This is a genomic window from Limosilactobacillus caccae (assembly GCF_900156885.1).
Classification (GTDB): domain Bacteria; phylum Bacillota; class Bacilli; order Lactobacillales; family Lactobacillaceae; genus Limosilactobacillus; species Limosilactobacillus caccae.
In genome coordinates this window covers 1-17351 of sequence record NZ_FTOY01000005.1, presented here as the reverse complement: position 1 = coordinate 17351, position 17351 = coordinate 1, and the positions used below count along the sequence as shown (strand labels likewise).

The window sequence follows — 17351 nt, the reverse complement described above, 5'->3', positions numbered from 1 at the left end:
CGCTCAGGAATCGTTATGTGTTTGTGATATTGCATATATTTTAGGCTGTAGTATTGCAACCGCTTCTCATCACTTAAGAATGCTGTATGATGCTGACATTTTAGACCGTCAAAAAAAGGGGAAAATGGTGTACTACTTTATAAAAGATGATGATCTGAAAAAAATACTTGCTCAACTTGACAGGTGAATTGACTTAAGTGCTTCCCTTAAGAAGAGAAAGTAATTATGCTGACCCATAATTTAGAAGTCATGGGAATGTTACAAACTAGCAACTAACGTAATTTAATATATCGTATCAAACCACGCCTGGAATATTATCTAGGCGTTTTTTTAGTGTCATGGTATTTTCTGACAGAAAGGTTGCATTATTGTGACTACAGTTGTAAACTAATAAGCATTAAGAGACTACAAATGTAAACTTATAATTCAATTAATGGAGGAAGCCAATTGAAGGATGCAAAGAATGTAACCATCACCGATTCTGAATGGATGGTTATGAGAGCAATTTGGACAATGGGACATGCGACTAGTCGTGAACTAATCGATGCTATGAACGAATTAGAAGGCTGGTCAGCTTCAACAACCAAAACGCTACTTCACAGGTTGATTCAAAAACAGGCGGTTGCGCAGCATGGCGGCAGTCGACCATTCACGTATAAGCCGGTTGTTGGCGAGAAGGAATCAATGGCGGCAGCGGCAGATGATTTGTTTGACCATATGTGTGCGATGCGGGCTGGTTCAACAATTGCCGGCGTTATTCAGTCAAGGGAACTCTCACGGGCGGATATTGCGAACTTACAGGCGATTCTAGCTGAAAAGGCCAAAACAGCGCCCGAGGAAGTTCAGTGTAACTGCTTGCCAGGTGATCAAACGTGTTAAGACTGTGGTGTTCTGTTTACTTTTAGGATTGCTGCACAAAAATCCAGAATCTGGGATTCCTGATGGCGGAAACTTATGAATTTTTGTCGTAATTCTCATTCATATAGTGGCATGGTGCTCCGCAAAGCAGAAGCCTAAATATAAGAATCTGGTGGGAAAATCCCGAGCCCGGGAATTTCCACACAAGGAACTTATATTCCGGCTTCTAACCGCTTTGCTACGCACACTTATTTTTAGGGGGTCGATAATCATGGCAAATAAAGAGGACCATATGAACATGAAAAACATGAGTGCTAAGAATATGGAAAATAATGAATCAAATATGAGTCATATGGATCACGATATGACCGAAACGGATCACAGCCAAATGAACATGAATCACGGTGATATGGATATGGCTGGGACCGACATGATGATGCACGGTGGCTCAATGATGCATATGGGGAATTTGAAAGTTAAATTTTGGGTCTCCGTTGTCTTAGCGATTCCAGTTTTACTGTTAGCACCAATCATGGGTTTAAACGTTTCCATCCTTAGTTTCAGTTCACCGCTAATTGTTGGCATTATCATCGTTTTGTTTGATACAGCACTTTACTTTTATGGCGGAATGCCATTTTTAAAGGGGGCTAAAGCGGAAATTCAGAATAAATCTCCTGAAATGATGACGCTAGTAACCCTTGGAATTTCCGTTTCGTATTTCTACAGTTTGTACGCATTTATTGCCAACAACTTCTTGAACCCGACAAATCCTGTAATGGATTTTTCGTTCGAACTTGCAACCCTGATTTTAATTATGCTTCTAGGACACTGGATTGAAATGAATGCATTGATGGGGGCTGGAAATGCCTTACAAAAGATGGCGGCCCTGTTGCCTAAGACGGCCCATCTAGTTACAGATAATGGTGAAACAAAAGAAGTGCCAGTATCTGATTTAAAAGTTGGTCAAGTTTTCCAAGTGCGTTCAGGTGAGAGTATTCCAGCCGATGGTGTTATTACGGCTGGGGAGTCGACCGTAAATGAAGCACTGGTAACCGGTGAATCTGCTGCCGTTACCAAGAACGTTGGCGATAAGGTCATTGGTGGTGCAACCAACAATAACGGGACGCTAACGGTTAAAATTAGTGGTACTGGTGACTCCGGCTATCTTTCTCAAGTAATGAAAATGGTTCAAAATGCCCAGCAAGCTAAATCTAAAGCAGAAGATAAAGCTGATTTAGTTGCAAAGTATCTATTTTACGCGGCACTTGGTGTTGGGATTATTGCTTTCTTTGCCTGGTTACCCCAGGGATTGGCGATTGCAATGACGATCATGGTGACCGTCTTCGTGATTGCTTGCCCGCATGCATTAGGATTAGCGATTCCATTAGTGGTTTCTCGTTCTACTACGATTGGCGCTCAAAATGGGCTATTAGTTCGAAATCGCCAAGCCATTGAAGCAAGTCAACATGTTAGCCACGTTCTCTTGGATAAAACTGGCACGCTAACAGAAGGTAAATTTACGGTGAATGCATTGATTCCAAATGATGGGATTGACGAAACAACGTTATTAAGCCGACTGGCCGCCCTTGAAAATAATTCGACTCATCCGCTGGCCCAAGCAATCATTACTGAAGCCCAAGCGAAGGACATTGAAGTCGTTGCGGCTGAAAAGTCTCAAAATATTCCGGGCGTTGGTATTTCCGGTAATGTTGATGGCACCGACTATATGATTGTTAATGGTAACTATTTAACGAAGCAAGGGATCAGGTTTGACAAGGCCACTGCTGATAAATGGGCTGCTAAGGGTAATTCCGTCAGCTTCCTATTGCAGGGCACCCAAGTTCAAGGAATGGTTGCTGAAGGCGACACCATCAAAGCGAGTGCTAAGGAATTAATTAGTGGTCTTCAGAGGCGAGGAATTACCCCCGTAATGCTCACTGGCGATAATCCAAAAGCCGCGGAACACGTTGCTAACTTACTAGGATTGACTGAATTCCATGCAGGCCTATTACCAAATGATAAGCAAAAGATTGTTGCTGATTATCAAGCAAAGGGCAATCACGTCATCATGGTTGGTGACGGCGTAAATGACGCACCAAGTCTTTCCGCGGCCGATATTGGAATTGCAATTGGTGCCGGAACCGATGTTGCCATTGATTCCGCTGATGTTGTGTTGGTTAAATCAGAACCCAGCGATATTTTACATTTTCTTGATTTGGCTAAAATCACAAATCGGAAAATGGTTCAAAATCTCTGGTGGGGAGCAGGCTACAATATTGTCGCAATTCCACTCGCTGCCGGTGTGTTGTCATTTATTGGAATCATTCTAGACCCAGCCGTTGGTGCTGCGGTCATGGCGATGTCGACAATTATCGTGGCAATTAATGCGATGGGATTGACTGGTGAAAAGATTAAAAACGTGTAATTAAGTGATGACAAAAACTTATTATAGAAACAAAGCAAAAGGAAGTGAAACTATGTCACAATGGATTCTGATAGCCCTTTTTCTTCTAGCACACCCACTCATGATGCTATTTATGCACAAGGGTATGCACGGTGGCTCTGGTAGTATGGGCTGCTGTGGAAACAACACTCAACAAAATTCCAATAATACTGAAAAGCCACGTAAAAAAGTCAATTAACTTGGGAGTATATATTATATGAAAATATTAACTGGTAGTCGCGGTGATGAGGTCCATGAACACCTTTACGAAAATGGTCAAAGACGGGTTGGTCATCGTATACTAAAGAAAAATACAGTGACAAACAACGGAGAATTTCACCCTGTACCTGGAAATATAGTTCTCATTCCCTTAAAAGGGACGGTGAAACTGACCACACCAGATCAAGAATGTACAATCAAAAATGGTCAACTTGCAATACTTGGACCAACTGATAGTTTTTACTTAACTGCAATTGATGATGTTGAATTTGTCGGTGTTGTTGATATTAAATAGCTCAAAAAGAGTGTCACATGGCACTCTTTTTTATATATGCTGGCTTCTCCATATTTACGACACATATGACTGTTTTAATAAAGTGTATTTCAAAAAAATGGAGGAGACAAAGTTGAAATTAACGCAGAGAAATATGCCTACTTTAGTTACCGCACTAACATTAACAGATGTTACACTCTCCACGTTTTCAGGTCATAATCTTAACAGTTATTGAACTGCTCTTAGTATCGTGGTTTAATAGTAGTTGAAGATGGGTCAGAAAGTGGGGTCAAAAAATATGACTGTATATGGATATGCCAGGGTATCAACTCAAGGACAAGATTTAAAAGACCAGGTTGAGCAACTTATTAAAAATGGGGTGGAACCTGATAATATCTTTCAAGAAAAGTTCACTGGAACCACCTCAAAACGTCCTCAATTTGAAGCCTTACAATCTAAACTTTTAGGTGGTGATGAATTAATTGTTGCTAAACTTGACCGCCTGGGCCGAAAGACTAGTGATGTTATTAGTTTCTTGGATAAGTGTTCCAACGAGAATATAACAGTTAATGTGTTAAATATGGGAAGATTAGATAACTCCCCTGGTGGACGATTAATGCGTAATGTTATTAGTAGCTTTGCCGAATATGAGCGCGACATGATTGTTTCTCGCACCCAGGAAGGCAAAGCATATGCTAAGCAACATAACCCTCACTACCGTGAAGGTCGACCTAAGCGACGCATTACTGACCGATATCAGGCTATCTACGAATACTCACTCAAACATTCCATAAAGGAAACGGCCTTGGCTACGGGGGTTAGTGAAAGTACAGTGAAGCGAATTAGAAGGCAGATAAGATATTCATAATAACGTTAATGGCTATTATAATTCCTTGAAAAATATGTTTGATGAGATGACCAATAAGCAATTTTTGACTGCTCAAGATCGAGAAAAGCTACTTTTTTCTGATTCTTTGGATACTATTTTCAATTTTATAGCTAACTACACGCCACCTAAAGTCAGGACTTATTCTAGTTCCAAAGAAGTTTGAATTAAGAACATTTAACCTGTACTTGATAGAGTAGACATAATTTAATTGCAACAATCCTTAGCAGTAATTACAGCATAGGAGCCCTTAGACGTGGATAAGATACTAATCTGCCTGTATAATAGATTAAGCAAGAAGTTTTAAGGGCGGTGGCTGTCTTTTCCCTTGCGAGGTGAGGCCCATGGGAACATGGAATAATCTTCAGGAAGGTTTCACAGTCAATGAGCGTCTTCCAGATACTCTCGTTGATGTTGCTGTTTGGCACGTTTTTAATCGCGCTACTCGGCTATATCGACAAGCACCACAAATTAAAAATAGACCCTAAATTAATCCTTTAACTAATTGTTTAATCTCATCACGTACTTGGCGAAACACTACCATTTTCTGTTCAGGAGTACCTTTAGCTTGTGCGGGATCAGGTAACGGCCAGTGAATACTTTGAGCTTGTGGTGGTATTACTGGGCACCGGTCTCTGGCATCACCGCATAGAGTCACAATTAGATCAGCAGAATTGAAATAATTTAAGTCAATCAGCTTTGATTTTTGGTGACTAATGTCAACGCCATCTTCGGTCATATACTTAGTACCGAATTGCTGAAGAACAGCTTTAACCTGCTCCATTAATCTAGTATCTATTTGCATCATATCTACCTTTTCTAGTAATTATTATTTTTTCTTATTATACCAATTTATGTTATGCGAACTGATGTAGTTATTTTGTTTCATCATAATGTTTCATTTTTTTATTTAGAATTCTATTAAAAATAGAAAGGAAATGAAACACATGGCAATATATGCATATGTAGCAGGGACTACTAATGATGATATTAAGGACAAAGGGTCAATCGCGTGTCAGCTTGATTGGTTGAAACAAAGCAATGTGCATTATGATGCTTATTTTATTGACACGTTTACTGGTGTGTGTCGGGCGAGATTTAAGTTACAGGAATTACTCATGATTGTAAAACCTGGCGATATGATTGACGTAATGGATGTATCTAATTTAACTTCTAATATCCGTGAATTATCTTGCTTACTTTACTACCTAGATGATTTACGGATTACTATATATAGTAGTCTGGTTGAATTAGATGTGGGTAGTATTCGTGAGCAATTTACAATCGCGATGATTTGTCGCGCTGAAAAACTAACGATGATGCAACATTCTTTTAACAGAAAGAAGATGTTTCATTTGAAACATCAGATTGATGTGCGTAGAAACAAACCAGTAATAACTAAACATGATTATGAGATTTACGATTTGTTGATGAAGAGCGACTATAAAACGGCTCAGCGAAAAACAGGTCTATCTAGGTCAACGCTTTACCGACTGAAAAAACGAATTCAAAAACAATAATCAAAAGAAAAAGGTACTACTAAATTTGCATTTTAGTAGTACCTTTTTCTTTTGTATATAGATAGTTGTAGATCTATTTGATATATTTCTTATATTTATCATCGTTTAAGCCAATTCTTATTAAATCGTCAAAAACATCAATCATCTTACGATCTTCCTCAAATGCTATAAGCTTAACGGTCTTGTAAGTGCTAGTTCTGATTTGAGCTGTTTTCGATCCCTCTTTTTTTAATCTGTAAGGACTAGAATCAGTTGATTTCATCGCTTCAGCAGCATCTGCTGCAACATCATTTAAAAAATCGTTAGCCATTATTTATCATCTTCCCCAATTCTATATAAAACTTCTTTAAGAAATAGTGTATACATTTCATGTGTTCGTTGATCATGAACATCGTTAGTTTTATGTGTCAAGCCTTCATTTGACCAACGCTTAACTCTTTCTCGATGGTAAATTGAGTTGGCAAAAATAGCATCACCAAAAGTTTTTCTAGCCTCTTTTGCTATTGAAGTATCAGAGTTAGCGCGTTTAGAAACTAGATAAAGAACGATTCCTAATAATTTAAACTTAGCATTATAATCATTTCGAAGTTGTGATAAGTATTTTGCTGTTCTTAAAACGCCTTCGTAACTCGAGCTTTGCGTTTGTAAAACAAGAATAATGTAATCACTGGCGAGTACAGCGTTATTAACTAAAGTGCTGAGGGTAGGAGGTACATCTAAAATGATGTAGTCATAATCGTTTTGTAATGGCTCAAGAAAATGCTTTAATACTAGATTACGATCACGTTGAGGTAATTTTTCAAGAGTTTGGTTCCACAGAGACATATCCCAGTCACCTGGAATTAAATCTAGATTATCGTCTAAATGACATATACTAGGGCGTAGCGATTCTTTTTGTAGTGAATTAAACAAGGAACGTGTAGGAGTAATTGCTCCATAACTATTTTCAAAAAATAATGTAGCTGAAGCCTGTGCATCGAGATCTACTAAAAGTACCTTCTTACCAGCGCGAGAAAAGTGATCTGCTGCCAATACTGAGATTGTTGTTTTACCTACACCGCCTTTAAAATTATAAAATAATAATGTAGACATGGATTGCCTCCTTTGATCGAAATATATAACATAACCTCTTATCTATATACTATTCTTAGGAGTATTTTTTATCAACACAAATTATAAATCACAAATCATAAATCTTTTATCACTTAAAATAAATCACAAATCACTAATCTTTTGTGATTTTATTTTGTTTCATTTAGCTATTTACTTTGGACTTGATAAAGAGTAATTTAAAGAAGTAAGTAATGAGTTTCTCATGCTTATGTTAAATCTAAATAAATGAAACAAAAGAAAAAGCCTCACCTAGAATTGCAGTTCTAAATGAGGCTACCGATTAACTAAAGCAACTAGTCATCGGGATTGTCTATTTCTTACTATCTATTTATTGTAGGAGAGATAGGCATAAATTTCAAGATATTGAAGTTTGTCAATTTTAATTTAAGTTGAATTCCATAAAAGCAACTAGCTGCAATTAGTTAGTTGCTTTTTCTGTTATCAGAAGCGTACTGATATTAATTTGTGCTAAGGGCTGCACCCTGCTGGTCACACTCTCGAATCGCACGTGGAATTGAGATGCACAATTCTGTGGTTAACAAATTGGTATGCTAAACCATGGACTGATTGCAAGGTTCAAGAGACGTGGCTGGACGTCCAGAAAATGCGACGGACAACCCTATTTATCAATGCGATTTTTTCGTGTTTTCGCGATGTTTTACTGGAATTAAGAGTAGTACAGTAATCGAACAAATCAAACACTAATAGATAGTAGGGGCAAGGGCTGGATGAGCTTAATATGTCTGAGTTGTTATTGTTGATGAGTTCATTAATAATGATTAGTGGATTGATTAACAATAATAACTAGTGTTACGATGTTGCATCATTGCATTTTTGCCACAGATAGGCGAAGTGTAATGATGATGCTACGCAGTGGTTATGTGGGGAGTTAAGGGACAGTGGGCTCTTTTTTCAATAATGGTGTACTATTGAGTTTGTATATACAAATACTGGAGGCATTAATTATGAATAAAAGTGAGGTAGTACTATTTAGGTGCGATCATGAATTTAAAAAACGTTTAGATGAGTTAGTTGCTAAGTCGGGTAAAACAAAATCAGAATTTATCAGAGAGTGTATTCAAAATGGTGATGAAATTGTGTTTAAGCAAAAATTAGCTCAAATTAATATTAAGCCTGCTAATAAAAATGATTTGGATGGCGCATTCAGTAATCTAACACACGCGTTGGAAAAAGTGATAAGAGTGGATGATCTACCTGAGGAATTCTTAGTTAAGTTAGAAGATTTAATTTTGGGTTTTCAGTCAATCAGGTTAAAAGAAGCCAAGAAATAACTTTTGTATATACAAAAGAACGTTGATATATAGCTATTTTCATGTATATACAAAAAGGCGGCTATATTTGAAGCTGTAGTGTGTAATTACATGTATTTCAAAAAAGATTAATGTATTATTGTTACTTTTTTGTATATACGCCTAGTTGCCTATATACCAGCGTTTTTTTGTATATACATTTTGAAAATTGGACTTGATTGTTACTGTAGGATGGTCTGTAAGGTCGATTAGTCTTTTGCATTTCGTACTAAACATAACCTTTTAAATTGCAACTGAATTTATTTGTAGATTTGGAATTTTTAAAGGAGGCATTATTTTAATTCAATATAACAACTCCCTGCCATAACATACCTTTACTAGTAGTTTTTTAAAAGTAAAAATTGTGTTTGACTATTATTGACCAAGGCATTATAATACACCTTAATTAATTAGATAAAGATAACTATTAAGATTAATAATAAGAATTTTCAAAAAAATATAGGAGATTCTTATTATGAAGATTAACAAAACAAATAATGTTTCTTTAGAAAAAGTAAAAAATGCTACTGTAATTAGAGCTGGTAATAATACTACTGTTACTACAACCAGTTACTATAACTCTCGTGGTGTTATTGCCAAACTTCCAAATGGGAATTATTTGAATCGACGTACGGGAGAAGTTAAAAAGTATCATATCCATAAGCATGGTACTCGATTGGCCAATTTAAGTAGTGTTAAACGAGCAATGCTCCAACTTCGCTACATTATTGAATCTAATTTTTTTGGCGATAAAAATGAACTTTTTATCTCATTAACATATTCTAAGCCTCAAACTGATATTAAGCGCTTGAAGAAAGATTGGGCTAACTTTGTAAAGAAATTATATCGTAAGTATCCTGATTCAAATTTGAAATACATTGTAATTTTTGAACCTCAGGGAAAATTAGTAGATGAAAAGCCTTGTTTTCACATTCATTTTTTGCTTAAAGGCTTAGTGAATATGGATAAAAAAATTCTATATAAGCTTTGGCCCCAAGGTTTCGTTGACATTAAATCAATTCATTACTTTGATAATGATGATCATAAAGTTGATGAAAATCCTGAGAACATTGCAGCATATGTAACGTCTTATGCTGTTAACTTGAATACGCAATTTGTGGATCATAATGTTGCTAAAATTATGCAGGAAAACAAGATTGAGATTATAACGACTAGCAGTAACAAGCAAATTGCTAAGGGTGCTAGGTTATTATTCTATCCACGGTATTTCAGATTTTACGCATGCTCGTCAAATGTTAAGATGCCTCGTATTTACAAAAATTTGCCAATCGATAAGATTGATTTTTCGTCATTTGGAAAATTAGAAAGTTCATATGGTTATGAAATTTTTGACGATGATAAAAAAGTGAATGAAGTACAGCACTTCAATTATAAGAAAAAGAAATAATATACAAAGTAAGAATTAAAGAATATATTATTTCAATGCTCTCAAATCTGGGGGGGGCGAAAGAAAAAGGTTAGCTATCATTGCTAACCTTTTTCTTATTTTAAGTTGTATTTTTTAATATAGTATTGATCAAAATAAAAATGGCTTGCCAAAATACCATGGCACCTCTTTAAGTCCATCACATTTGATAATGGTAAAGAGTTTGCCGAATGGCGTGAGATCGCTAATAAGTATGATATTAGTACCTACTTTGCAGAAGTTGGTGCTCCCAATCAGCGGGGGTTAAACGAAAACAATAATGGTATTATTCGACGTGATGGGCTAAAGAAGGGCATGTATTTTCGTTCATTACCTGATGAATTAATCCGGCAAATTATGACACGCCGTAATAACATTCCACGCAAGTCACTTAGTTACCAAACGCCTTTAGAAGTATTCATGAAGCATATTACAGATGATCAATTTCTAATTTAAATTGACGTTCCGGGTAACTTAATTTTACAAATGACGTTAAATATTACGAACTAGCAATTCGCATATAACTAACTAAAAAACTTCTCGATTTTTGGTCGGGAAGTTTCTTTTTTGCTTCTTAAGTTTAATCACGCTGGCTTTGGCAGTGACTGTTGCAATAGCAGCGTTTCTCATCCATCATATCGCAGTGACAGATGCCATCTGTACCGGCACAACGACAGCCTTTTTGGCAGGTCATACCAGCCTTGCAGTATTCTTTTTCCATTTTCATCCCCCCATATTTGAAATTATCAATATAATACGCTGTTTAATCGGGGTTGTCTCATTGTCTGCTCAAATCTTTAGATATTTTTAGCAAACTTGATGATTGTCAATTACCAAACGGCAAACTGGTACTCAAGTTTATTTTGCCCACGCTTATTCACCACATGAATGCGGTAGTAATGAGAACCGTAACCGAGTTTTGCGACGATTTATTCCCAAGGGACAAGCCATTGAAGAGCTGAGCGATCGCCAGCTGGTTCAAATCAATTCGTATCTGAATTCCCGGCCACTTAAATGTCTTAACTGGCACACACCAATCAAGATCTTCTTGCTTAATTTACGTCATTAAATTCGTTCAAGTTATTTCTTGCAATCTGCCATCTGATTAAGATCATGCTGCTTGGATCAGATCAGTCCAAAAAACAAGACGTAAGACACTTTTGACCAAAGAATCTTACACCAAAAACACGCCAAACCCCTTGCTACTCTAGGGTTTTGGCGTTTTCCTTTGCCTTAAGGTCAATAAAGGTCAAATAAATGCCCTGTTTTTGGTGGATTGTGCAGTCTTTCACAGTTAAAATGATACAATTTCAGCCTTTTGTCTTATATCTAGCAGTCTCAATTTCATTTATATCAGTCAAAGAAGCTTTTCCAAAAAGAAAAAGCCAAAACAACATAAGCTGCTTTGGCGACTTTGATTTAAATTTTTTGTTCAATCTTATCGATATCGACTTTCAAAACTCTGGTAATCCAAGGAAATTTCTTCTTCATTGTATCGAAGTCATCACCGGATGTTAAGAATTGGCCGGTCCCATAAACGTAAAAGCCGGCACCGGGTCCCTGGGTACCTTCAACCTCTTTACTCCCAACCGTTATAATCACGTGGTTGTCAGTTGAAAAATCCTGCTCTATGCTGTGCATGCCGGCCGCCGGAATCAGCAATTGCTTGTCTGTTACCTGGACGTATGACATCCAGGTATTAACAACGTGGGCTGGTTGCGCATTAATGGTTACAATTGTGGCAGGGCCTTCATGCTTCATGACATCTAAAAATTTTTGATCCATCGTAATACTCTCCTTCATCAACGTTTCAGTGATCGCAATTTGATCATTATCACCAATAATCATTTTACACCACCAAATTGATCAAAATACTTTTTTAAAAAACGTTCTCCGGGATTTTTATTTGCTTTTAGCCACTAGGGTATAGCAGACCGTGATTAATTAAACTAATACATTTACTTAATGTTGTTTCTTTCCAATTAAGACACTTTGAGCTGCCCAGTGGTTGATTGGGCCGAATTTATGACCTACCTCAATTCCATTAGTAATTGCAGAATGAACAGCAATATTAGCGGTATATACCGCATCTTTAACAGAATTACCCTTTGCTAATTCGGCTGCAATAATAGCTGAAAAAGTATCTCCAGTTCCGTTAACGTGCAAAGTATTGATAAATGGTTCATCCATTAAGAAATGACTGCCGTCAGACAATAGGACAAGATCGTAAACACCTTTTTGCTTAGGATTGTTATGCTGCCCCTTAATGACTACGTTCTTGGCACCAAGTCGTTGTAATTCTTTTGCTGCAGACAGCATATCTTCCTTATTGTGAATCCTCATTTCCGCCATTCTTTCAGCTTCAAAAAAGTTTGGTGTGATCACCGTAGCTAATGGAATGATACGCTTCCGAAAAAGTTCATAAGCAGATTGTTTTAGTAACATATTTCCGTGCTTAGTAATAATTACTGGGTCAACTACTAATGGTCCAAAGTTAACCTGTAAATATTGATCAGCTACCACATTAATAACATCGTCATTAGCAAGCATTCCAGTCTTCGCAGCCTTTATTTTGAAGTCGGCATTGAGAGTTCTGAACTGCTGTTCAATGAAGTCGGGCGGCATTACTTGTGCTGCGTCGATCCCATACGAATTGCCAGACACGGTGGCAGTCAATAGTCCCATTCCGTATACATGGTCAGCAAAAAAGGCATGAAGATCTGCTGGCATACCAGCACTTCCATCACAATCATGGCCTGCAATAGTTACTACTTGGATTTGCTGATTTATCATTTCTCCTCATATCCTTCCTAAGTATGTCTATAAAGGTTTTAACACATGAATAAATGCATAAATGATTGGTAACTTTACTAATCTTTTCACTACATTCAGAAATCTGTCAAGGGCGGTTTTAATTGGAATCTTCAAAGCCAATAAAGTCCAGTCGCCAACTTCTTCAGACTTTATTAACTTTGAAGATTGCTTTTAAATGCCTCTAATTTGCTCTCTAAGCCACTTTAAACCCTTGTCTGGTATGATTTACCTAAAACGGTTGAAAGCTCTCATACGCTCATTATTTATCTCTCACAGCGTGTTTAGTATGATAACCCTAATAATGGATCAATACGGCTGTTTTGGCTGTTTTGACGTGATCAAGGCTAAAATACTAAGCAAACTACTGATTTATAGGCTTTTTCAGCTGTTTTTGGTTAGGCTCTAAAAGTTACTAAACACGTCTGTTTTTTGGTGTAATAGGGCTGTTTTTGCTCAAAAAACACGTTAAAAATAGCCTTGGTGTGTGTGATAACCTACTCACTCATAGCCCACTCATATATTTTTGGCTCTCAGATACAACTACCCCGCCTTGCTGCTCAAACAAAAAAGAGTAGCCATTGGATTAGCTACTCTCAATTTAATTCTGAATGTTAAAATCTGGATTTTATCCATTGATAGTAGGCTTATTTCTGCATACTCATTTAATCAATTAGTCTTGAACAAAATAAGATACTGTTCATGTTCACTTACTAAAAATAAGTAATGTATTATTCTAGGCGCTTAAAAGAACTAGGTTAAGTCTTAATTGGCTATTAGTAACTTAGAGTAATTTAGTATTTATCACTTAATTTCAGTACCACTTTCTGTTTAATTCTAAAAGTTAAAAAATACTGGCATCCCTTGTCCCAGTAAGTGTCAAGAGCTATTCCTAGATATACTTTTTAGACATTATTACATTAGCACCAGAAATGTGGGCTTTTTTATTTATATCAAAGTGTAACTTTTGAGTACCCTAAAGTTACAGACAGAGTTATACTTATAACAATAATTAATGTGTCACAATTAAGTGTAACAAAAAGGGTGATAATTATGGCGTTGGTTTTCTACGCACGTGTCTCAAGTAAAGGTCAAAATCTGGATAGACAATTGGCGCGAGTTAATGAAGTTAAAGCAGATAAGATCTTTACGGACAAACAAAGCGGGAAAGATCTTAATCGACCAGGTCTAGAACGAATGTTCGAATATATACGTGAAGGTGATATTGTTGAAGTCGTTAGTCTTGATCGTCTAAGTCGTGATTACAATGATATTCAGCACTTAGTTCAACGATTAAAGGATAAGAAGGTTAAACTGATTGTTGATGATCTACCTCAGACTAATACTGGCAATGAATTAGTTGATCAGTTCATGCTTGACATGATGGTTAATCTCATGGGCTTTGTAGCACAAAATGAAAGGACAAAAATACTAGAAAGACAGCGACAAGGTATTGCTGAGGCTAAACGAAAAGGTGTTTATAAAGGTAGGCCAAAGAAATATGCGGCTCAGAGTAAAAATAGAGAGGGAAGATTGGTATATGAGAAGGTTTACGATGCAATTATGTCTGGAAATTACAAAAGTAAGGCTCAATTAGCTTGTGAAGTTGGACTTTCACGTCAGCAGCTATATCGAATTATTAATCAAATAAATGATCAAAAAAATAAATTAAAGGAGATATAATTGCAATTTGATAGCGAATTTGCTATCATAATGATATGAAAGTAATAGAATTTGATTTTTATGACTGGGACGAGTTTGAAGACTACTTAGACAGTTTGCCTGACAAAGATGCTGCCAAACTTTTAGCGGTAATTAATAATATTGAGGAGCAAGGTTTAGCAATAGCTGAACGTCAGAAATGGACAAAAAAGTTGGAACCAAATCTTTATGAAATTCGATCAAAGCTTGCTTCAAATATTCAACGTGCGATTTATTTTCATTGGGAAAATAACAGATATGTTATTACGCATGGTTTCACTAAAAAGACTCAGAAAACGCCAAAACGCGAAATTAAGAAAGGATTACGAAGGCGTGATATATATGAAAGGAGACACTATCATGAGTAAAATTGACGAGTATATTGCTAGGCGAAGTCAACAGAGTACTGAATTTGCTAAAGCATATAAAGAAGAAAATCAGCAATTACAAGTTGCAGTCGAAGTTCGTAACCTTCGTGACAAATTGGGTATGTCTCAGCGTGAGTTTGCAAAAATGGTTGGTAAACCACAATCGACAATTGCTAGAATCGAAAGTGGTAAAATGAATGTCTCAATTAATGTACTAAATGAAATTGCAGATGCTACTAACCAAAAATTGACAGTGAAATTTGAACCTGTGACAGCTTAATAGCGATTAAACTCTTCCATATTGGGGGAGTTTTTCTATTTAATATATAAATAGTCCCTATATTCCGAGCGTAGAATATAGGGGCTTAATACATCAACATTCTTGAGGGTCCATTTATTACTTATGGACCCTGAACCAGGAAATTGGGCATAAAAAAAGGGCATCTTTTCAGATGTCCCGCCGGCTCGGATAAGTAATCAGCTGATCCAATTTGCACGCCAGCATCATCGTATTTGTAACTATATTATAACCGATTATTTTCTATGATACAATATTGATGCGCGTCAGGACGTCTTAATCACACGTTCAATAGCGCGGGAAGGAGGTTCTTCCCGATGCATTGCATCATCGTATTTGTATTGTTGCCTTTTTTAAGTAAGAAGCAACTGAAAAAACTGATTAAGTTCATTATTGAGCTGTTAAAGCACCTGCTTTAGCATTTCAGCAGAATAAACCAGTGTCTGTCGCGTTCGACAGGCGTTTTTTACTTAGCCCTAATTATATATAGGTATTCATTAAATCGTATCTTTTTAGGAAATTACTGGAAATAAGTTTACATACAATTCTCAAGGTTAACCATTAAATTAACTTATGTTAATTATGATAAAGTTGTAAAACTAAAACACATGCAATCACAATTCATGACTGGCTTTTTATTGTTGCGGATAAGGAGTCAAGATGAGCTGACCATGGATATATTCCCCGAGAAAGATGTCACTGATACTGGCATAACCGGCTTGGTGAACCTGGTCGTCGATCCAGCTTTCGCCATGGTGAATCAATTCAAGGACATCTTGATTAATTCGTCCATCGTTGATTAGAGGAAATCGGATATTATCTTCGTCGTTTTCGATTACTACTAGCTGACCATTTTGCTCGAGGACACCGCTTTTAACCTTACTGATCTTGTAAATATTATGACCACGCAATTTGAACATTAGGTCATTGGCGGACAGACCGGCGCGAATACAATTATCAACCAAGATTTGACCGTTGCGAATGACGAGGCGCGGCTGCCCATCAACGACCTTCTTAACCAGGTAGTTATGTTCCTTAGTAAACTTAATGATGAAGACCAGTAGGGTCCAAATCAATAGGACCATCACAAATTGAAAGACAGTAATGTCTTTATTGTAGATGATTCCACCGAGAATTCCCCCGAGAACATAGTTTTGGACCTGGTCAATTGCAGATGTCGGCGCTAAGTTCCCCTTACCGAGCAGGTTGATCTGTAGAATGAGGCAGAGCATTCCCAGGACAAATTTAATGGTGATTAATCCGTAATCCATTTACTCGATTTTCCTCCTTAATTTTGAATATTGACGTGGTGGTCAACGACGTGGGTTCGCGTAAGAGTGTAATTATCACCGCTCGGACTGAAATTAACCCGGTAATCCTGCTTGTTGAAACGGACGATGATTCCATCAGTCAGGGTAGGTGAGTTAACAACCACCTGGCTGCTTTTCAGATGATGGTCACGGGCCACGGCCCGAATGAACGGCTGCATCTGGGTTGCCTGTGTATGCTGGGTGTAATTTTTCTCCAGGTTGGTAATCTGTAAACCGGAAAAGATCAACAGTAATAGGAGGAATATGATTCCCAGATCCCGGTATTTGGTTTTTAAACGGTGCCGGAAGTAATAAAGCGAGGTGGCAAGGAGTAGGAGCAGGGAAATGAGGATTAATATGTAATTAACCACTGAATTAACTTGCTGATGGTTGGTAATGTAATTTTCTGTATAAAATGTCATTGTAACTTTCCTATGATTTATCACTTATAGACCATAAATATAAAACTTGGTATAAAAAAGGGGCCGTTACCCGAGCAAAGGTACGGCTTTTTATGTTGATTTTGTTAAAACAGCATAATCTTTTCTGTTGCATCTATATTGTAACATGTATTCGATTAATTTCTATTAGTGGGTCTACTTATCACAAATAGACCCAATAAGGTATCCATAATAACAAAAATAGCCCCTAAACTAATTGGGCAATACGTTTTTTTAGTTTCATCGGGCGTTTGTCGAAACACAATCATTTTTTGTTCATGTGTGCCTTTTGCTTGTGCCGGATCAGGTAATGGCCAGTGAATACTTTTAGCTTGTGGTGGTATTACTGGACACCTACAAATAAAATTTGGCTT

21 protein-coding genes and 3 pseudogenes are annotated in these 17351 nt (G+C 37.0%); 15 read left to right on the top strand and 9 right to left on the bottom strand.

Going from position 1 to position 17351, the window contains the following annotated elements:
• The 7 genes from CZ502_RS00850 to CZ502_RS10960 form a co-directional block, all read left to right on the top strand.
• Positions 1–187, top strand: a 187-nt coding sequence (locus CZ502_RS00850) for an ArsR/SmtB family transcription factor (protein ID WP_143457256.1), incomplete at its 5' end; no start/stop codon positions are given.
• Between the two features lie 260 nt (positions 188–447).
• Positions 448–879 carry a CopY/TcrY family copper transport repressor gene (locus CZ502_RS00845; protein WP_002816262.1) on the top strand — a complete coding sequence of 144 codons (432 nt, stop codon included), beginning with the start codon at positions 448–450 and terminating at the stop codon, positions 877–879.
• A gap of 250 nt (positions 880–1129) precedes the next feature.
• Positions 1130–3283, top strand: a complete 2154-nt coding sequence (locus CZ502_RS00840) for a heavy metal translocating P-type ATPase (RefSeq protein ID WP_076459239.1) — start codon at positions 1130–1132, stop codon at positions 3281–3283.
• Positions 3284–3290: 7 nt separating this feature from the next.
• On the top strand, positions 3291–3500 hold the full coding sequence (locus CZ502_RS10525; protein ID WP_003672144.1) for a DUF2933 domain-containing protein: 210 nt from the start codon (positions 3291–3293) through the stop codon (positions 3498–3500).
• Positions 3501–3518: 18 nt separating this feature from the next.
• The gene (locus tag CZ502_RS00835; RefSeq protein WP_002817475.1) at positions 3519–3815 is read left to right on the top strand and encodes a hypothetical protein; all 297 of its coding nucleotides are present in this window, start codon (positions 3519–3521) and stop codon (positions 3813–3815) included.
• 277 nt (positions 3816–4092) lie between these two features.
• Positions 4093–4662: a recombinase family protein gene (locus CZ502_RS00830; RefSeq protein ID WP_076459238.1), complete on the top strand. Its 570-nt coding sequence runs from the start codon at positions 4093–4095 to the stop codon at positions 4660–4662.
• A gap of 402 nt (positions 4663–5064) precedes the next feature.
• Entirely contained in the window at positions 5065–5181 is a 117-nt protein-coding gene (locus CZ502_RS10960; protein WP_368087317.1) for a putative holin-like toxin, read from the top strand.
• Here the strand turns inward: CZ502_RS10960 and CZ502_RS00820 are convergent.
• Positions 5165–5464, bottom strand: coding sequence for an arsenate reductase/protein-tyrosine-phosphatase family protein (locus CZ502_RS00820; RefSeq protein ID WP_076459241.1), 300 nt, complete (start codon positions 5462–5464; stop codon positions 5165–5167). The two genes, CZ502_RS10960 and CZ502_RS00820, sit on opposite strands and share 17 nt — an antisense overlap.
• Positions 5465–5627: 163 nt before the next feature.
• Between CZ502_RS00820 and CZ502_RS00815 the strand changes: the two genes are divergently transcribed.
• Positions 5628–6200, top strand: a complete 573-nt coding sequence (locus CZ502_RS00815; protein ID WP_234982429.1) for a recombinase family protein — start codon at positions 5628–5630, stop codon at positions 6198–6200.
• 73 nt (positions 6201–6273) lie between these two features.
• Here the strand turns inward: CZ502_RS00815 and CZ502_RS00810 are convergent, their stop codons facing one another.
• Together CZ502_RS00810 and CZ502_RS00805 are read right to left on the bottom strand one after the other, a co-directional pair.
• Positions 6274–6510 carry a hypothetical protein gene (locus tag CZ502_RS00810; protein ID WP_076459235.1) on the bottom strand — a complete coding sequence of 79 codons (237 nt, stop codon included), beginning with the start codon at positions 6508–6510 and terminating at the stop codon, positions 6274–6276.
• A complete protein-coding gene (locus CZ502_RS00805) occupies positions 6510–7292 on the bottom strand; it encodes a ParA family protein (protein WP_076459234.1) in 783 nt (260 codons plus the stop codon). The genes CZ502_RS00810 and CZ502_RS00805 overlap by 1 nt, the downstream gene beginning before the upstream one ends.
• 986 nt (positions 7293–8278) lie before the next feature.
• On the opposite strand from CZ502_RS00805, the gene CZ502_RS00800 reads away from it, so the two are divergent.
• The 3 genes and pseudogenes from CZ502_RS00800 to CZ502_RS00790 form a co-directional block, all read left to right on the top strand.
• On the top strand, positions 8279–8605 hold the full coding sequence (locus CZ502_RS00800; protein WP_076459233.1) for a ribbon-helix-helix protein, CopG family: 327 nt from the start codon (positions 8279–8281) through the stop codon (positions 8603–8605).
• Between the two features lie 493 nt (positions 8606–9098).
• Positions 9099–10031 carry a rolling circle replication-associated protein gene (locus CZ502_RS00795; RefSeq protein ID WP_076459232.1) on the top strand — a complete coding sequence of 311 codons (933 nt, stop codon included), beginning with the start codon at positions 9099–9101 and terminating at the stop codon, positions 10029–10031.
• Positions 10032–10169: 138 nt separating this feature from the next.
• A pseudogene (locus tag CZ502_RS00790) lies at positions 10170–10505 on the top strand (IS30 family transposase); the annotation flags it as partial.
• 124 nt (positions 10506–10629) lie between these two features.
• Here the strand turns inward: CZ502_RS00790 and CZ502_RS10735 are convergent.
• Positions 10630–10770, bottom strand: coding sequence for a hypothetical protein (locus tag CZ502_RS10735; protein WP_200804206.1), 141 nt, complete (start codon positions 10768–10770; stop codon positions 10630–10632).
• Between the two features lie 120 nt (positions 10771–10890).
• Between CZ502_RS10735 and CZ502_RS00785 the strand changes: the two are divergent.
• A pseudogene (locus CZ502_RS00785) lies at positions 10891–11118 on the top strand (transposase); the annotation flags it as partial.
• Between the two features lie 350 nt (positions 11119–11468).
• Here CZ502_RS00785 and CZ502_RS00780 read toward each other — a convergent pair.
• Together CZ502_RS00780 and thiD are read right to left on the bottom strand one after the other, a co-directional pair.
• Positions 11469–11897: an FMN-binding protein gene (locus CZ502_RS00780; protein WP_083673290.1), complete on the bottom strand. Its 429-nt coding sequence runs from the start codon at positions 11895–11897 to the stop codon at positions 11469–11471.
• 114 nt (positions 11898–12011) lie between these two features.
• Positions 12012–12842: a bifunctional hydroxymethylpyrimidine kinase/phosphomethylpyrimidine kinase gene (gene thiD / locus CZ502_RS00775; RefSeq protein WP_076459231.1), complete on the bottom strand. Its 831-nt coding sequence runs from the start codon at positions 12840–12842 to the stop codon at positions 12012–12014.
• Between the two features lie 1071 nt (positions 12843–13913).
• Between thiD and CZ502_RS00770 the strand changes: the two genes are divergently transcribed.
• From CZ502_RS00770 to CZ502_RS00760, 3 genes are read left to right on the top strand one after another with little or no spacing between them, the layout of a single operon-like run.
• Positions 13914–14543, top strand: a complete 630-nt coding sequence (locus CZ502_RS00770) for a recombinase family protein (protein ID WP_076459230.1) — start codon at positions 13914–13916, stop codon at positions 14541–14543.
• 35 nt (positions 14544–14578) lie between these two features.
• A complete protein-coding gene (locus CZ502_RS00765) occupies positions 14579–14929 on the top strand; it encodes a type II toxin-antitoxin system RelE/ParE family toxin (protein WP_076459229.1) in 351 nt (116 codons plus the stop codon).
• Entirely contained in the window at positions 14922–15209 is a 288-nt protein-coding gene (locus CZ502_RS00760) for a helix-turn-helix domain-containing protein (RefSeq protein WP_076459228.1), read from the top strand. Before CZ502_RS00765 ends, CZ502_RS00760 begins: the two co-directional genes overlap by 8 nt.
• A gap of 653 nt (positions 15210–15862) precedes the next feature.
• Here CZ502_RS00760 and CZ502_RS00755 read toward each other — a convergent pair.
• The 3 genes and pseudogenes from CZ502_RS00755 to CZ502_RS10830 all read right to left on the bottom strand — a co-directional run.
• Positions 15863–16498: a DUF421 domain-containing protein gene (locus CZ502_RS00755; RefSeq protein ID WP_076459227.1), complete on the bottom strand. Its 636-nt coding sequence runs from the start codon at positions 16496–16498 to the stop codon at positions 15863–15865.
• 17 nt (positions 16499–16515) lie between these two features.
• On the bottom strand, positions 16516–16959 hold the full coding sequence (locus CZ502_RS00750; protein ID WP_076459226.1) for a DUF3290 family protein: 444 nt from the start codon (positions 16957–16959) through the stop codon (positions 16516–16518).
• A gap of 155 nt (positions 16960–17114) precedes the next feature.
• Positions 17115–17351 (bottom strand): annotated as a pseudogene (locus tag CZ502_RS10830) (hypothetical protein); the annotation flags it as partial.

Bases quoted from the DNA above. Each gene is read 5' to 3' on its own strand.
- CZ502_RS00750 (WP_076459226.1), bottom strand. From the start codon at position 16,959: ATGACATTTTATACAGAAAATTACATTACCAACCATCAGCAAGTTAAT.
- CZ502_RS10960 (WP_368087317.1), top strand. From the start codon at position 5,065: ATGAGCGTCTTCCAGATACTCTCGTTGATGTTGCTGTTTGGCACGTTT.
- CZ502_RS00840 (WP_076459239.1), top strand. From the start codon at position 1,130: ATGGCAAATAAAGAGGACCATATGAACATGAAAAACATGAGTGCTAAG.
- CZ502_RS00805 (WP_076459234.1), bottom strand. From the start codon at position 7,292: ATGTCTACATTATTATTTTATAATTTTAAAGGCGGTGTAGGTAAAACA.
- CZ502_RS00815 (WP_234982429.1), top strand. From the start codon at position 5,628: ATGGCAATATATGCATATGTAGCAGGGACTACTAATGATGATATTAAG.
- CZ502_RS00830 (WP_076459238.1), top strand. From the start codon at position 4,093: ATGACTGTATATGGATATGCCAGGGTATCAACTCAAGGACAAGATTTA.
- CZ502_RS00780 (WP_083673290.1), bottom strand. From the start codon at position 11,897: ATGATTATTGGTGATAATGATCAAATTGCGATCACTGAAACGTTGATG.
- thiD (WP_076459231.1), bottom strand. From the start codon at position 12,842: ATGATAAATCAGCAAATCCAAGTAGTAACTATTGCAGGCCATGATTGT.
- CZ502_RS00770 (WP_076459230.1), top strand. From the start codon at position 13,914: ATGGCGTTGGTTTTCTACGCACGTGTCTCAAGTAAAGGTCAAAATCTG.
- CZ502_RS00810 (WP_076459235.1), bottom strand. From the start codon at position 6,510: ATGGCTAACGATTTTTTAAATGATGTTGCAGCAGATGCTGCTGAAGCG.
- CZ502_RS10735 (WP_200804206.1), bottom strand. From the start codon at position 10,770: ATGGAAAAAGAATACTGCAAGGCTGGTATGACCTGCCAAAAAGGCTGT.
- CZ502_RS00820 (WP_076459241.1), bottom strand. From the start codon at position 5,464: ATGGAGCAGGTTAAAGCTGTTCTTCAGCAATTCGGTACTAAGTATATG.
- CZ502_RS00755 (WP_076459227.1), bottom strand. From the start codon at position 16,498: ATGGATTACGGATTAATCACCATTAAATTTGTCCTGGGAATGCTCTGC.
- CZ502_RS00835 (WP_002817475.1), top strand. From the start codon at position 3,519: ATGAAAATATTAACTGGTAGTCGCGGTGATGAGGTCCATGAACACCTT.
- CZ502_RS10525 (WP_003672144.1), top strand. From the start codon at position 3,291: ATGACAAAAACTTATTATAGAAACAAAGCAAAAGGAAGTGAAACTATG.
- CZ502_RS00765 (WP_076459229.1), top strand. From the start codon at position 14,579: ATGAAAGTAATAGAATTTGATTTTTATGACTGGGACGAGTTTGAAGAC.
- CZ502_RS00760 (WP_076459228.1), top strand. From the start codon at position 14,922: ATGAGTAAAATTGACGAGTATATTGCTAGGCGAAGTCAACAGAGTACT.
- CZ502_RS00800 (WP_076459233.1), top strand. From the start codon at position 8,279: ATGAATAAAAGTGAGGTAGTACTATTTAGGTGCGATCATGAATTTAAA.
- CZ502_RS00795 (WP_076459232.1), top strand. From the start codon at position 9,099: ATGAAGATTAACAAAACAAATAATGTTTCTTTAGAAAAAGTAAAAAAT.